Here is a 14,593-nt window from a genome sequence, read left to right as displayed (position 1 = left end):
TCAGGTCTTGTTTTTTGCGTAGACACTGCGGCCAGCAAGTCCTTCACTACCTGGAACTCAACATGAAAAAGCAGATGATTTCGACCTCCTTCTACAGTGCCTTGAGCCTGGCTGCGACGCTGATGTTGGCCGCTACGGCGCAAGCTGGCCCTGTGACCCATGTCGTGAAAAACGGAGGCTTCGAAACCCAGACCGGCAGCAATCTTGGTGGCTATTGCTATACCTACCAGGCCGGCTGCACGCTGGCCGACTGGACCTCCTCGGGCAACACGGTCGTGATCGGTGCCAATAGCGGCGCTTGGGGTGGCCCGTCCAGCTTGGCCAATGGCCAGACCGGGCTGGGCAGCTTTGTGCTCGGCCTGCAGGGCACCGACGCAAAGTTGTCGCAATACCTGACCCTGGATGCCGGCACGCAAGTGGCTTTGAGCTGGTTTGATGCTGGTCGCAGCAATTGGTCTAACGGCTTGCAAAGCTACGAAGTCTCTTTTGCGGGTGCGAGCTTGGGCATCTTCTCCAATTCCGTCGGCCAGGGCTGGAACCAACACAATCTTGCCTTCACGGCCAGCGGCTCCGGTGCTTTGCAATTCCGCAGTCTGCATGTGAGTGACTTTGACCGCACCAGCTTCATCAACGGCATTGATGCCGTAGCCAGCATCAGCCAAGTGCCCGAGCCGCAGTCCTTTGCGCTGGTTTTGATGGGCTTGGCAGCAGTTGCCGTGGCGCGCCGACGCAGCCCCCGCGCTTGAACTTGAAGGGCCTGGCGGTGTCGAACTGCCGGGCGCCTAGCGTCGGCGCCTCGCTCGGCCCCTTCATGTTTGAGACAATCAGTGCATGAAGATCTCTCAAATCGAATTTGAACTGCGCGGCGAGTACATCGAGTTGGACAAGCTGCTCAAGGCCAATGGCTTGGCCGAGAGCGGCGGGCGCGCCCGCGTGCTGATCAGCGAAGGCCATGTGCAAGTCAATGGGCAGGATGAGTTGCGCAAAACCGCCAAGATCCGCGCCGGACAGGTCGTGTCCATGCAGGGCGTGCGGATCAAGGTTTTGGCCGACCCCTTGTCGAATGAGGGGGTGATGCCATGACCCAGGCCTTTTCGACCTGCGATTTCTGTGACGCCCACAAGAGCGATGACTCGGGCAACTTCCGCTGGCTGCCCGGCGTATTTCGCAGTTATGGCGGACTGAGCCGCTTTGCTGGCCCGGTCGGCACGGTCAAGTGCTTTGAGGACAATAGCCTGGTCAAGGCCGCCGTGGAGAGCCCTGGAAACGGGCGCGTCCTGGTGGTTGACGGCGCCGGCTCGCTGCGTCGCGCCTTGCTGGGCGGGCAACTGGCCATGGCCGCCGCCCATCACGGCTGGGCCGGACTCGTGATCAATGGCTGTGTGCGCGATGTGGCTGAGCTGGCACAGGCGCAAGTCGGTATTTTGGCGCTGGGACTGGTGCCCATGCCCACCGATCGCAAGGGCCAAGGGTTGGCCGATGTGCCGCTGCAGGTACAAGGTGTCAGCGTTCGTCCTGGCGACTGGCTGTATGCCGACGCTGACGGCGTGGTGATCAGCTCAAATCGTTTGTAGCTTTCGTCAGCGTAGCTTGAGCCAATCCTGCAAGTCCTGCGCCGACTGCGGGCGGGCGAACAGATAGCCTTGTGCGATTTCGCAGCCAGCTTCGATCAGCACGCGCCGCTGCCCCTCGGTCTCGACCCCTTCGGCCACCACGGCCAGCCCCAAGGCGCGACCAATGCCGATCACGGCACTGGACAGCGCACGGTCATCGGCGTCGCTCTCCAGATCGCGCACAAAACTCTTGTCGAGCTTGACTTCGCTGACCGGCAGGCGCTTCAAATAGCTCAGGCTGGAGTAGCCGGTGCCAAAGTCATCGATGGACAAACGTACGCCCATCGCATGCAACTGATTGAGCTGATCGACGGTGCGCGGCTCATGCTCCAACAGCAGGCGCTCGGTCATCTCCAGCGTGATCTGTTCGGCGCGCAGTTCATGTTTTTGCAGCAATGAGTGCACATGCGCCGCCACATCGTCTTGCTGAAAGCGGGTGGGCGAGACATTGACCGCGACCGCTTGAATAGCCACGCCTTGCTCGCGCCAACTCGCCAGCTGCGCGCAAGTCGCCTCCAGCACCCAGGCGTCGAGTGCATTGACCAGACCACATTCCTCGGCCATCGGAATGAAGGTGTCGGGCGGCACCTGTCCGAGCTGCGGGTGCCACCAGCGCAGCAAGGCTTCCGCACCCACCAGCGCGCCGTCCAGCAATCGCACCTTGGGTTGATAGTGCAGGGCCAGGGCGTTGCTGGACAAGGCTTGGCGCAGCGCACTTTCAAGTGCCACGCGGGTGTCCAAGGCCTGATTCATCGCCGGCAGATAAAAGCGTGCGCAGTTGCGTCCGGCGCGCTTGGCTTCATACATGGCGATGTCGGCATGCTTGAGCAGCTTGTCCAGCTCATGGCCGTCCTCGGGGTAGCAGCTCACGCCGATGCTGGCGCTGATCAGCAGCGGCGCGGTCTGGCCCACCAGTTCCAGGGGTGACGCGAGGCTGGCAAGCAGCTTGGCGGCCACTTGCATGGCATAGCTGGCGCTGCAGCCAGGCAGCCAGGCGACAAATTCATCACCGCCAAACCGTGCCAAGGTGTCCGCCTCGCGCAGGCAAGCGCTCAGGCGCTGCGCGGCTTGGCGCAGCACCTCGTCGCCGCTGGCATGGCCGAGCGTGTCGTTGACGGTTTTGAAGCGGTCCAGGTCCAGCAAGAGCAAGGCCGCCGGCGCGTTGGTGCGCCCGGCCAAGGGCAAGGCCTGCTTAACCCGGTCGGCAAACAAGCTGCGATTGGGCAGACCGGTCACACCGTCGAAATAGGCCAGGCGTTCGATTTGGCGCAGGTGCTCGTCATGCTTGAGCGCCACCGTGCAGAGCTGCTCGCAGGCCTCGACCATGCGGCGATGGAAGGGCGCCGCGCCGCGTGCCTCGCGGTAATAAAGCGCAAACGTGGCGCCCACGCGTTGCGGGTTGAGAAAAATCGGCGTTGACCAGCAGGCACCCAGGCCGAAGGATTGCGCCAAGTCTTTGTAATTGGCCCACAGCGGATCATGGGCAATATCGCTGACCTGGACCGCCTTGCCGCGCCAGGCGGCCGTGCCGCAAGAGCCGACCGAAGGACCAATCGCCAGACCGTCCAAGGCGGCGCTGAAATTGGAGGCCAGGCTGGGTGCGGCCAAAGGGTGCAGCAAGCCGGCCTCGTCAACCGCTAGCACCGAGCAGATCACGTCCGGCGCCAAGGCCTCGACGCGCCGGCACAGCAGGTCCATCACCACCGGCAAGGGCCGCCCCAGCGCCACGGCTTCCAACACCTCATGTTGAAGCCCGGATACGGCCTCGCGCTCGCTGCGATCATCCATAGGGCGCAGCAGCATCAGCGTCAGCCTGGACTCACCGTCAGGCAGTGACTGGAACTGCAACTCGAAGCTGCGCTCGCCGCCCTCGGCCAAGCTCAGCTGCAGCAAGAGGGTCTGCTGCTTCAGCTCCGCCGGGCCATCCTGGCGCAGCAAGGCCTGCCAGCGTTCAAGGCTGAGGTCCCGAAAGCATTCATGCAGATAGTCGGCCGCGACGCTGAAACGACGGAAAAAATGGTTGGCATGCCGAATCGTGCTTGCTTCGTCCACCCAGATCAGGCCAAGACTGGCCCTGTCCAGCGATTCGAACAACTGCTCGGGCGGCAAGGCGGGCGGGGCAGCGTGATCAGGCATAGGGCTAGGGCTCGCTTGGATGGTCCAAGTTCATCCTACGCCAGCTTTGGCCTGGGCTAGTTGCGAGTCATCAAACTCAGCAATTTTTCCAGCCCGCCTTCATTGATCGCCACCATCGCCTGCTCGCGCACCCGGGGTTTGGCGTGATAGGCCACCGACAGGCCGGCCGCGCCCATCATCAAGAGGTCGTTGGCGCCGTCACCGACCGCGATGCATTGCTCGGGGCTGCAGCCAATCTCGGCCGCGCATTGCAGCATCATGCGGCGCTTTTCTTCGCCGTCACAGATATCGCCCCAGTCTTGCATCACCAGTTCGCCGGTGAGCAGGCCGTCTTTGACTTCCAGCTCATTGCTGCGCACAAAGTCCATGCCCAGCTCAGCGGCCACATAGCGGGTAAAAAACGTGAAGCCACCCGACACCAGCAGCAGCTTGATGCCGGCGGCCTTCAGCGCCGCGCACAGCTCGCGCGCGCCGGGGTTGAATTGCAGACGCTCTTTCAAGACGGCATCCAGCGCCGTGACCGGCACGCCCTTGAGCAGCGCCAAGCGCCGGCGCAAGCTGTCTTTGAAGTCGGTGATCTCGCCTCGCATCGCCGCCTCGGTGATGGCCGCCACTTCGGCCTTGCGGCCGGCGGCGTCGGCGATCTCATCGATGCATTCGATGCTGATCAGCGTCGAGTCCATATCGAAGGCGGCCAGCTTGAAATTAGCCAAGGCCAGCGGCGGAGTGAAGCCTTGCACCAGCAAATCTTGTGTAGTCATCTTGAAGCTCAGTCGCTCAGTCTTGTTTGATCGGGGCGCCCAGCAGCCGCAGCACTTCACGGATCGCCTGCGCCCGGTCCTTGGGGTCGCTCAGCGCCTTGTCGATGCGCAACTTGTCGTTGCCGACCAGTTTGATGTTGCGGTTCTTCTGCACCAGCTCGATCACGCGCATCGCATCGATCGGCGGATTGGGGCGGAAGTTGATATTCATCGCCAGTGGCGCAGCGTCGATCTTGCTGACGCCATAAGGCTTGGCCAGCACACGCAGGCGGTGCGTATCGAACAAGGTCTGACCCTGGCTGGGCAGCTTGCCGAACCGGTCGGTGACTTCTTCCAGCAGCTTATCGATCTGCTCGCTCTTCTCCGCCGAGGCAAGGCGCTTGTAGAGCGAGAGGCGCTGGTGCACGTCGCCGCAGTAGGCGTCGGGCAGCAGGGCCGGTGCGTGCAGATTGATTTCGGTGACGGCGCCCAGCGGGCTGAGCAAATCGGGCTCTTTGCCGGACTTGAGTGCGCGCACCGCCTCGGCCAGCATCTCGTTATAGAGCTGAAAGCCGATTTCCATCATATTGCCGCTCTGGTTCTCGCCCAGCATCTGGCCGGCGCCGCGAATTTCCAGGTCATGCATGGCCAGGTAGAAGCCCGAACCTAACTCCTCCATCGCCTGGATCGCGTCCAGCCGCTGCGCCGCCTGCTTGGTCAGCCCTTCGATATCGGGCACCAATAAATAGGCGTACGCCTGATGGTGCGAGCGGCCAACCCGGCCGCGCAGCTGGTGCAGCTGGGCCAGGCCGAACTTGTCGGCGCGCGCCATGATGATGGTGTTGGCGCTCGGCACGTCGATGCCGGTTTCAATAATCGTCGAGCACAGCAGCACATTGTGCTTGCCGCCGACGAACTCGCGCATCACCCGCTCCAGCTCGCGCTCGGGCATCTGGCCGTGCGCAATGATGATGCGCGCCTCGGGGACCAGCTCGGCCAATTTTTGGCGCCGGTTCTCGATCGTCTCGACCTCGTTGTGCAGGAAGTAGACCTGCCCACCGCGCTTGAGCTCGCGCAGAATCGCCTCGCGTATCGTGCCGCTGCTCTCGGCCCGCACAAAGGTCTTGATCGCCAGGCGGCGCTGCGGTGCCGTGGCGATAACGCTCAAGTCGCGCAGGCCTTCGAGCGCCATCCCTAAGGTGCGCGGAATCGGTGTGGCGGTGAGCGTGAGCACATCGACCTCGGCCCGCATCGCCTTCATCTGCTCCTTGTGGCGCACGCCGAAACGGTGTTCCTCGTCGATCACCAAGAGGCCCAGCCTAGCGAACTTCACATCCGGGCTGAGCAGCTTGTGGGTGCCGATGACGATGTCGATGGTGCCGTCGGCCAGGCCGGCCATCGCCGCCTTGATCTCCTTGGCGGAGCGGAAGCGGCTCATCTCGGCCACCCGCACCGGCCATTTGCCGAAGCGGTCGGCGATGTTCTGGTAATGCTGTTCGGCCAGCAGCGTGGTCGGCGCCAGGATGGCGACCTGCTTGCCGCCCATCACGGCCACGAAGGCCGCGCGCAAGGCCACCTCGGTCTTGCCGAAACCCACATCGCCGCAGACCAGGCGGTCCATTGGTTTGGGGCTGATCATGTCCTGGATCACCGCGTGAATGGCAGCGCGCTGATCCGGGGTTTCCTCGAAGCCGAAGCTGGCCGCAAAGGCCTCGTAGTCGGGGCCGGAGTATCTGAACGCGTGGCCTTCGCGGGCGGCTCTGCGGGCATAGAGATTGAGCAGTTCGGCGGCGGTGTCGCGCACCTGCTCGGCGGCCTTGCGTTTGGCTTTTTCCCATTGGCCGGAGCCGAGGCGGTGCAGCGGTGCTTCCTCGGCGCTGACGCCGGTGTAGCGGCTGATCAGATGCAGCTGCGAGACCGGCACATAAAGCGTGGCCTCATCGGCATAGACCAGGTGCAGAAACTCCGATGGACCGTCACCGATATCGATATTGATCAGGCCCTGGTAGCGCCCGATGCCGTGGTTGTTGTGCACCACCGGGTCACCGACCTTGAGCTCGGACAGATCCTTGATCAGCGCATTGACGTCGGAGACCTGCTCTTGCTTGCGGCGCCGGCGCGTAGTCGGCGTGGTCGCAAACAGCTCGGTCTCGGTGAAGAGTTGAATCTGGCGGCCATCCTCAGGCTCATGCCAGAAGAAACCGGCTGCCAAGGGTGCGGCGGTGATCGCGAATTTTTCCGGGCTGACTTCGAACTCGGCCAGATTCGTGACCGAAGGCGGGTCGATCTTGTTGTCGCGCAGCAGCTCCAGCAGGCTCTCGCGCCGGCCTTCGCTTTCGGCCAGCAGCAAGACCCGGTGCGGCGTGGCCTTCAGGTGGGCAGCCAAACGCGCCAGCGGCTCTTGCGCGCCGCGCTCGACGCTGACATCGGGCAAGGGCCGCGCATAGTCGACCGGTTCGTTGCCGCGGATGGCGAGCACTGGATGCACATGGGTCAGTGCAAAAAAATCCTCGACCTTCAGGAAGATTTCTTCCGGCGCCAGAATGGGCCGCTCGGGGTCATGCTGCAAGAAGCGGTGGCGTTCGCGGGTGTCGGTCCAAAAGCGCGTCAGCGCCTCGTCGACCTCGCCGTGCAGCGCCAACGCGCATTGCTCCCCCAGGAACTCGAAGATGCTGGCAGTCTGCTCAAAAAAGATCGGCAGGTAATACTCGATGCCGCCGGTGGCGATGCCTTGATCGATGTCTTTGTAGATGCGCGAGCGGGTCGGGTCGCCGTCCATCTTCTCGCGCCAGCGCGAGCGAAAGGCCTTGCGGGCTGCCTCATCCATCGGGAACTCGCGGCCCGGCAGCAGCCGCACCTCGGGCACCGGGTAGAGGCTGCGCTGGCTGTCGGGGTCGAAGGTTCGGATCGAGTCAACCTCGTCACCGAACAGATCGACCCGGTAAGGCACCAGCGAGCCCATCGGGAACAGATCGATCAGGCCGCCGCGCACCGCATATTCGCCCGGCGACACCACTTGCGAGACATGCGAATAGCCGGCCAGCGTCAGCTGCGACTTCAGTGCGGCCTCGTCAAGGCGTTGCTTTTGCTTGAAGTTGAAGGTGGTGGCGGCAAAAAAACTCGGTGGCGCGAGTCGGGTCAAGGCGGTCGCGGCAGGCAGCAAGACCACATCCAGCTCGCGCTGGTCGGCGGGTTTGCCGCGGCTCTGCAGCAGCTGCCATAGCGTGGCCAAGCGCTCCGAGATCAGGTCCTGATGCGGGCTGAAGGTGTCGTAGGGCAGGGTCTCCCAGTCCGGGAACACGCCGACGCGCAGCTGCGGGGCGAAGAATTTCAGCTCGTCCTCGAGGCGCTGGGTGTCACCCGGCTCGGCCGTGAAGATGGCCGTGATGCGCCCCGCAGCCATCTGCTGCACGGCAAAGCGGGCCAGCAGCAGCGCGTCGGCCGAGCCGGTCGGGCGCGCCTGGGTGAATTTCTTGCCGGGAGAGATCAGAGGAAGCTGCATGGGGCCACAAATGGAAACAGCCCCGGGGTGGGGCTGCTGTGATTGTAGGCAAGCCCTGAGAGCCGTATCAGTTGTGGGGTCGCCGGGGGTGCAGCTTGACCGGGATGCTGTCGGCTTGCGCCCGCGCGCGCAGCTGCCCGCAGCCGCCGTCCACATCCTGCCCCGCTGAGTCGCGCAACTTGGTCAGAATGCCGCGCTGGTGCAGATGGCGTGCGATCGCGGCGGCTTTCTCCCAGCTCGGGCGCTGGAACTCGAGGTCCGGGATGGTGTTGTAGGGGATCATGTTCAAGAGCGCGTATTTGCCGCTGAGCAGGCGCACGATGCCGTCGAGTTCCTCGGCGCTGTCATTGATGCCGTCCAGCAACGTCCACTGATACTGGATTGGGTAACCGGTCGCGCGCGCATAGCGTTCGCCGAGCTCGACCAGTTCATCCGGCGTCAGGCGCGGCGCGCGCGGCAGCAGGCGTTCGCGCAGCTCTGGCTTGCTGGTGTGCAGCGACAGGGCCAGGGCTGGCTTGACCGGCCCCTCGGCCAAGCGCGTGAAGATGCGCGGGTCGCCGACGCTGGAGAAGACCAGGTTCTTGTGGCCGATATTGCCTTCGCTGCCGAGCAAGTTGATCGCCTCGATCACGTTGTCGAGGTTGTGCGCGGGCTCGCCCATGCCCATGAAGACGACTTTTTTGACCGGTCGCAGGGTCCGTGCCAGCGTCACTTGGGCGACGATCTCGGCGCTGGAGACTTGGCGAATCAAGCCGTCCCGTCCGGTCATGCAAAACACGCAGCCGACCGCGCAGCCCACCTGGGACGACACGCACAGGCCGTCGCGCGGCAAGAGCACAGACTCGACTGTTTGGCCGTCCTGCAAGCCCACCAGCAGGCGCGCCGAGCCGTCCTCGCCGGGGTGGCTGGAGATCAAGCGGGTCAGGCCCGCCAACTCGGCCTCGATGGCCGGCAAAGCCTCCCGCAAGGCCAGCGGCAGGTAGTTGCCGGGGCGCCGCCGGCCACTGTCGCGCACGCGCACCTGCACCCAGTCGCGCAAGACGCGTTGTTCGTGTTCGGGTTTGGCGCCGAGGGCGCGCAGGCGCTGGCGTAGGTCTTGGATCTGCATGGAGCCGGGCATTTTAGAGCGCGACCCTAGAATGAAACGATGATGAGTCAGAACAACTACACGGTGGGCGTGCAGCCACGCTGTTATGCCTTGGTGCCGGCCGCCGGCATCGGCAGCCGCTCGGGCGCCGAGGGCCCCAAACAATATGTGGCGCTGGCCGGTCGGCCGATGATGGCGCATACCTTGAGCGCCTTGGCGCAGGTGCCAGGTCTTGCCGCCACGCTGGTGGTGCTGGCGCCGGATGACGATGTGTTCGAAGCGGCGCTGCCGGAATTCAAGGGCGATACCTGCTGGTTGGCGCGTTGCGGCGGTGCCAGCCGGGCCGAGACCGTCGCCAATGGCTTGCGTGAACTGCTGGCGCGCGGCGCCCAGCCGCATGACTGGGTGTTGGTGCATGACGCGGCGCGCTGCCTGCTGCGCCCCGAATGGGTCGAGCGTTTGATCGCGGCCTGCGACGCCGATGAAGTGGGCGGTTTGCTGGCTCAGCCCTTGGCCGATACCTTGAAGGCATCGAGCCAGGGCCGGGTGGCGGCCACCATTCCCCGCGCCGAGAAATGGGCGGCGCAAACGCCGCAGATGTTTCGCCTCGGTCTCTTGATGCCGGCGCTGGCGCATGCCGGCGAATCCATCACCGACGAGGCCAGTGCGGTTGAAGCCTTGGGTCACAGCCCCTTGTTGGTGCCATGCTCGATCGAGAACTTCAAGGTCACTTGGCCCGAGGACTTCGCTTTAGCCGAGCGCTTGCTCAGCACGAGGTCTTGAGGGTTGGTTTATCAATTTATAGAACTCCTTGGGTGGTTTTTCATGTTTGGTATTAATATTCGCCACCAAATAAGCCGAGCCTGGGAGGGCGTATGAGTAGTCCAGAAGTTTTGATCCAAGTGCTGCGCAGCGAAATGCGAGCTGCAGACATGACCTACAAGCAGCTGGCGCTGCGATTGGGCATGAGCGAGTCCAGCGTCAAGCGGGTGTTTTCGCAGGGCGATATGAGCCTGAGCCGGCTGGAGCAGATCTGCAAGGCGGTCGGTGTGGCGATGGAAGATGTCTTGCGCCAGGCGGCTGATTGCGCGCCGCATGCCGACACGCTGACGCTCGATCAAGAGCGCTCATTGGTGCGTGACCCCAAGCTGCTGCTGGTGGCGATCTGCTGCCTGGGCCACTGGACCTTGGCGCAGATCATCGAGGTCTACGCGATCAGCGAGACCGAATGCATCGGCTATCTGGTCAAGCTCGACCGGCTGGAGCTGATCGAGCTCAAGGCGATGAATCGCTACCGCATGCGGGTCTCGATCGCGTTTCGCTGGATCGCGGACGGGCCGGTGCAGCAGTTCTTCCGCAAGCATGTGGTGGATGATTACTTCGGCGGACGCTTTGATGGCGCCGGCGAGGCCTTGCTGTGCGTGCATGGGCGGCTGTCCAACCCGAGTGCGCAAGAGTTGGTGCAAAAGATTCGCCAACTCGCGGCCGAGTTGGCGCGCCTGCACCAAGACGATCAGCGCCTGCAGGCCAGCGAGCGCGACGGCTTCACGCTGCTGCTGGGCCTGCGCTCCTGGGAGTTTGCGCAGTTCACCGCGATGCGGCGGAGCGCGGATTAGAACAAGAGCGCATCAGTTACCAGATCGGCCCGAGGAACAGATACAGCGAAGATCTGCCCTGGTAGGTGCTGCCCGCCGCTAGGTAGAAGGGGCCAAAGCGGGTGTCCAAGGACAGAAAGCCGCTGCCGGCCAGCTTTGATTCGGGCAAGGCAAATGCGAACAAGCTGTTGTCGCTGGCGCGCAAGATTGATCCGGCTTCCAGCGAGAAACCGGCACGTATGGCGCCGCCCAAACCGACCGGCATTTGCGCAATATTGCGCGCCATCACCAGGCGCGTCATCGCCACGGCCCGGCCGTTCAAAGAGCCTTGCGGCGAGCCGGAGAGGCGTAAGAAGCCACCCAAATCTCCGGTCGTGCCGATCGAGGAGGAGGCCACTTCGCCATACACATGGCCGGCCCATTGACCCCAGCGGAAGGCGCTCAGACCGCGCAACTCCACCTTGCCTACTGACTCCTTGTTGCGGTTTCGGTATTCTTCCAAGCTGAGGCCGAACAGCAGGCCCCGGGTCGGGAAGGCCAGGGAGTCCAAGGTGTCGGTCCGGATTTCCATGAATCGATGCGAGTAGTAGCCGCTCAGCTGCTCGGCATTCTGAGGCTCGGGAATCGTCAGTCTGGCGCTTTCCCGCAGCTTGCCCACGCCAAGGCGCACATCGCCCCAATTGGAGAGTTGCCGACCCAAGGCGAGCGAGACTTCCGCACCATTGGCGCTCAGCCTAGCGGTACGCAAACCCAGGCTGCTGTATTGGTCAATGCTGCCTGCCCGGTAATGCGCTTCGGTGCTCAAGAACCAGGGTGAGCCGGCGCCCAAGGGTTGAAACAACTCCGTGCCCAGCCAGCGCTTGTCGCCGATGCTGGCATTGGTGCGCAGCTCGGCCCCCCAGGGGTTGAGCCAGGTCCAGACATGCATCAGCCGCACCGTGAATCGATTGGCGTCATCAAAGTCGCTGTAAAGCTCCAGGCCGACTCTGAGACGGCTGCTGGCCCAATCGGCCTCGCTGACGTTGAGGGTGACCTGGCGTTGGCCTTTTTCGTCGCTGATCTGCGTGTCGATACGCTCGAAGTCGCCGCGGCCGTAGAGTTGCGCGCTGGCTTTTTGAATGTCGCCAACGCTGACCGGCTCGCCCAGCGGCAAGTCGATCTCGGCCTTCAAGGCAGCCGGGTTGCTGCGTTGCGTGCCGCGAATCTCCAGGCTGGCCAAGGGCAGGCGGCTGATATGGCTGGCCAATTCACCCGCTTGTTGCCGATTGGCTTCTAAAGCGGCGTAGTCCTCGGCTTTGAGCGCCAATTCGCGCAGCCGCTCGTGCGATGCAAAAGCGGCGCGCTGGCCGGATGCGATCGCCTCTTGATGGCGGCTAAAGTCCATGAATGCGATATTGCCCAGATCGGGGTCGATCAGCACGTCGTTGGAGCGCAAGTCCCGCAAGGAATGTGCCACGTTCTGATTGGTCAGAATTTGCAGCATCTGGTTGGCCACGCCGACCGCGCTGTTGATCTCGCGCTCCTCCAGTAACGGTGAGCCTACATTGACCGCGATGATGATGTCGGCGCCCATTTTGCGGGCGATGTCGACCGGCAAATTGCGCACCAAGCCGCCGTCCACGACCGCCCGGCCATTGATGCGCACCGGGGTGAAGACGCCCGGCACCGCCATCGAGGCACGCATGGCCAAGAATAGCGGCGTGTCAATCATCTCGAGCATGTCGCCGCTGAGCAAGTCGGTGGCCACGGCGCGAAAGGGCAGGCTCAGCTGACTGATTGGCGCCTCGGCCTGCGCGGGCCGCACCAGGCGCTCAAGTGCGAACTCCAGCGCGCTATTGCCCGCAGCCGAGGGCGGCAGGCTGACGCCGGTGGCGCGGTGCAGGCCCAGCTCGATGCGCGAAGGCAGCAACTGGTCTTCCTCGCGGCGGCGAAAACTCAAGGATTGGCGGGGCGGGCGGTCGGCCAAAATGGCCGGCCAGTCGGTGGCGCGAACAAAGTCTTCCAACTCCTCAATGCTGCGCCCTGACGCAAAGGCACCGCCCACCACCGCGCCCATGCTGGTGCCCACCACCACATCCACCGGCACATGCAACTCATGCAGCACGCGCAGCACGCCGATATGGGCCAAGCCGCGTACGCCGCCGCCGGACAACACCAGGCCGATCTTGGGCCGTTTGAGCGCTTGTTCAGTCGTGGCGGGCGCTTGTTCTTGAGCAAAGCCAGCGCCGGCCCCCAGCGTCAGTGCCGCCGCGACAAATTGAAGAACGGTTCGGCGCGCCGAACTTGTGGGAGACCCGGGGCGTGTTTGAAAAATGAGTGCAAGCATGGTCAGCAGATCGGCAAGGCCGCGAGCGTAGCTCAGCTTTAGTTGAATCCGCGCTAAGCTCGCGGCGATTTTGACCTACGCTTACCGCCGGACTTGCTTGCAAACCATGAAACCAACTCAAATCCTCCCGATCCCATCCCCCATCTCGATCCGCATTGGAGAAGGCTGGGACACCCATGCCCTGGTGTTGGGCCGGCCGCTGGTGCTGGGCGGGATCACCATTCCGCACAGCCACGGCTTGCTGGGTCATTCGGACGCTGATGCGCTCGCGCATGCGATCACCGACGCGCTGCTGGGTGCGGCGGCGCTGGGCGATATCGGCAAGCTATTCCCCGACACGGCGGCCGAGTTCAAGGGCGCTGATTCAATGGTTTTGCTGGCCGAGGCCTACCGGCGCGTGCGCCTGGAGGGCTGGCAGATCGTCAACATTGACAGTACCATCAAGGCGCAAGCGCCCAAGATGGCGCCACATATCCCCTCGATGCGCACCCGCTTGGCCGAAGTGTTAGGCCTGGAGATCGGGCAGATCAATGTCAAGGCCAAAACGGCCGAGAAGATGGGTCCGGTCGGCGAGGGCCAGGCCATCGAAGCGCAGGCGGTGTGCTTGCTGGCCAAGGGCTGAGCGTCGCTGCATTGAAAAGGCCCCTGCCGCACATTTTGCGCTGCAGGGGCCCTTTTCAGATGCCGCTGGTGATGTTTACAAGGTTTTCTTTACCAAGGCCTCCAACTCGGCCGCGCTGATGGTCTTGGTCAAGACCGGCGTGGCGTTGCCGGGTTCGCGCAGCTCCAAGGTGTAGGTTTTACCGTCGGCGCTTTCAATCGCCGTCAGCGAGGAGCCGTCGCCGCGACTGCTGATCTTGACGCTATTGGTCTTGGCGTCGCCTGTGATCACCAGTTTTTGAGGGAAGCGTGAGGTGTCGATCACGACCAAAAGATTGCCGCTGGCGTCCAGCGTAAGCGCAAAAGCGTCGGTGCGGGTAGCGCGGGTCACGCTGAGGTCGATCGCGGCGCTCACCGGTGTGCCATCGGCCTTGGCGACGACCTTCAGGTCGCCGTTGACCTTCAGCATGGTCAGCTCGGTGTCGCTGGTGCGCAGGTTCAGATCCTTGATCTTGACGCTACGGCTCAGGCCGTCGGGGCTGTCAACGCTTTCGGTCAACGTGCCCGAGGCAATGAAGACCGGTCCGGTCTTGCAATTCACGGCCGTGTAGGTCCGCAGCTTGTCAGCAATGTTCAATTCCAGGCTGCCGCCATCGACACAGGCCAAGCTGCCCGACTGGGTTTGCGTGAAGCCGACGGCAATGGGAGCCAGACCGGCCCTCATCAAACCCTCGCTCTGGTCCGTACTGCCCGCAGCGATCCCCAAGACGTCGCTGTAGTTGGCGCTGTTGATCGACGCGGTTTTGGGCTCCGGCTTTGGCTCCGGGTCGCTGCCGCTGCCGCAGGCGCTCAAGATGAGTGTGGTGGCGCTCAGGCACAGCAGGCCGGAAATGGATTTCAGGGTCGCTTTCATCGCAAGTCTCTCCGATCTTTAGGCTCCGGTAGGGGCCTGTAGGGGTGGTGGTTTGGGTGGACGCGCTGCAGTGTTGCGCAG

12 protein-coding genes are annotated in these 14,593 nt (G+C 63.5%); 6 read left to right on the top strand and 6 right to left on the bottom strand.

What is annotated here, in order from left to right; all coding sequences use genetic code 11:
• The first annotated feature begins 62 nt into the window (after window positions 1-62).
• The 3 genes from LNV09_RS08490 (at window position 63) to rraA (ending at window position 1,574) form a co-directional block, all read left to right on the top strand.
• Window positions 63-746: a PEP-CTERM sorting domain-containing protein gene (locus tag LNV09_RS08490; RefSeq protein WP_263556653.1), complete on the top strand. Its 684-nt coding sequence runs from the start codon at window positions 63-65 to the stop codon at window positions 744-746.
• 85 nt (window positions 747-831) lie between these two features.
• Window positions 832-1,083: an RNA-binding S4 domain-containing protein gene (locus tag LNV09_RS08485; protein ID WP_318023275.1), complete on the top strand. Its 252-nt coding sequence runs from the start codon at window positions 832-834 to the stop codon at window positions 1,081-1,083.
• Window positions 1,080-1,574: a ribonuclease E activity regulator RraA gene (gene rraA / locus LNV09_RS08480; protein ID WP_263556652.1), complete on the top strand. Its 495-nt coding sequence runs from the start codon at window positions 1,080-1,082 to the stop codon at window positions 1,572-1,574. The genes LNV09_RS08485 and rraA overlap by 4 nt, the downstream gene beginning before the upstream one ends.
• A gap of 6 nt (window positions 1,575-1,580) precedes the next feature.
• Here rraA and LNV09_RS08475 read toward each other — a convergent pair whose 3' ends face one another.
• The 4 genes from LNV09_RS08475 to LNV09_RS08460 form a co-directional block, all read right to left on the bottom strand.
• A complete protein-coding gene (locus LNV09_RS08475; protein WP_263556651.1) occupies window positions 1,581-3,749 on the bottom strand; it encodes a putative bifunctional diguanylate cyclase/phosphodiesterase in 2,169 nt (722 codons plus the stop codon).
• A gap of 56 nt (window positions 3,750-3,805) precedes the next feature.
• A complete protein-coding gene (gene serB, locus LNV09_RS08470) occupies window positions 3,806-4,510 on the bottom strand; it encodes a phosphoserine phosphatase SerB (protein WP_263556650.1) in 705 nt (234 codons plus the stop codon).
• A gap of 16 nt (window positions 4,511-4,526) precedes the next feature.
• Complete coding sequence (mfd, locus tag LNV09_RS08465; protein WP_263556649.1) at window positions 4,527-7,991, bottom strand: transcription-repair coupling factor; 3,465 nt, start codon at window positions 7,989-7,991, stop codon at window positions 4,527-4,529.
• Between the two features lie 67 nt (window positions 7,992-8,058).
• Window positions 8,059-9,099 carry an RNA methyltransferase gene (locus tag LNV09_RS08460; protein WP_263556648.1) on the bottom strand — a complete coding sequence of 347 codons (1,041 nt, stop codon included), beginning with the start codon at window positions 9,097-9,099 and terminating at the stop codon, window positions 8,059-8,061.
• 39 nt (window positions 9,100-9,138) lie between these two features.
• Between LNV09_RS08460 and ispD the strand changes: the two genes are divergently transcribed.
• Window positions 9,139-9,861: a 2-C-methyl-D-erythritol 4-phosphate cytidylyltransferase gene (ispD, locus tag LNV09_RS08455; protein WP_263556647.1), complete on the top strand. Its 723-nt coding sequence runs from the start codon at window positions 9,139-9,141 to the stop codon at window positions 9,859-9,861.
• A gap of 92 nt (window positions 9,862-9,953) precedes the next feature.
• Window positions 9,954-10,694: a helix-turn-helix domain-containing protein gene (locus LNV09_RS08450; RefSeq protein WP_263556646.1), complete on the top strand. Its 741-nt coding sequence runs from the start codon at window positions 9,954-9,956 to the stop codon at window positions 10,692-10,694.
• 16 nt (window positions 10,695-10,710) lie between these two features.
• On the opposite strand, the gene LNV09_RS08445 is transcribed toward LNV09_RS08450, so the two are convergent.
• Complete coding sequence (locus LNV09_RS08445; protein WP_263556645.1) at window positions 10,711-12,999, bottom strand: patatin-like phospholipase family protein; 2,289 nt, start codon at window positions 12,997-12,999, stop codon at window positions 10,711-10,713.
• Between the two features lie 106 nt (window positions 13,000-13,105).
• Here LNV09_RS08445 and ispF point away from each other — a divergent pair, with 106 nt between their 5' ends.
• Window positions 13,106-13,621 carry a 2-C-methyl-D-erythritol 2,4-cyclodiphosphate synthase gene (gene ispF, locus LNV09_RS08440; RefSeq protein ID WP_263556644.1) on the top strand — a complete coding sequence of 172 codons (516 nt, stop codon included), beginning with the start codon at window positions 13,106-13,108 and terminating at the stop codon, window positions 13,619-13,621.
• A 75-nt stretch (window positions 13,622-13,696) separates the two neighbouring features.
• On the opposite strand, the gene LNV09_RS08435 is transcribed toward ispF, so the two are convergent.
• Window positions 13,697-14,512 (bottom strand): hypothetical protein, encoded by an 816-nt coding sequence (locus LNV09_RS08435; RefSeq protein ID WP_263556643.1) that lies wholly within the window; start codon window positions 14,510-14,512, stop codon window positions 13,697-13,699.
• Between the last annotated feature and the right edge of the window lie 81 nt (window positions 14,513-14,593).

This window comes from Paucibacter sp. B2R-40, from assembly GCF_025717555.1.
Classification (GTDB): Bacteria; Pseudomonadota; Gammaproteobacteria; order Burkholderiales; family Burkholderiaceae_C; genus Paucibacter_A.
This window is presented reverse-complemented; position numbering and strand designations above follow the sequence as displayed.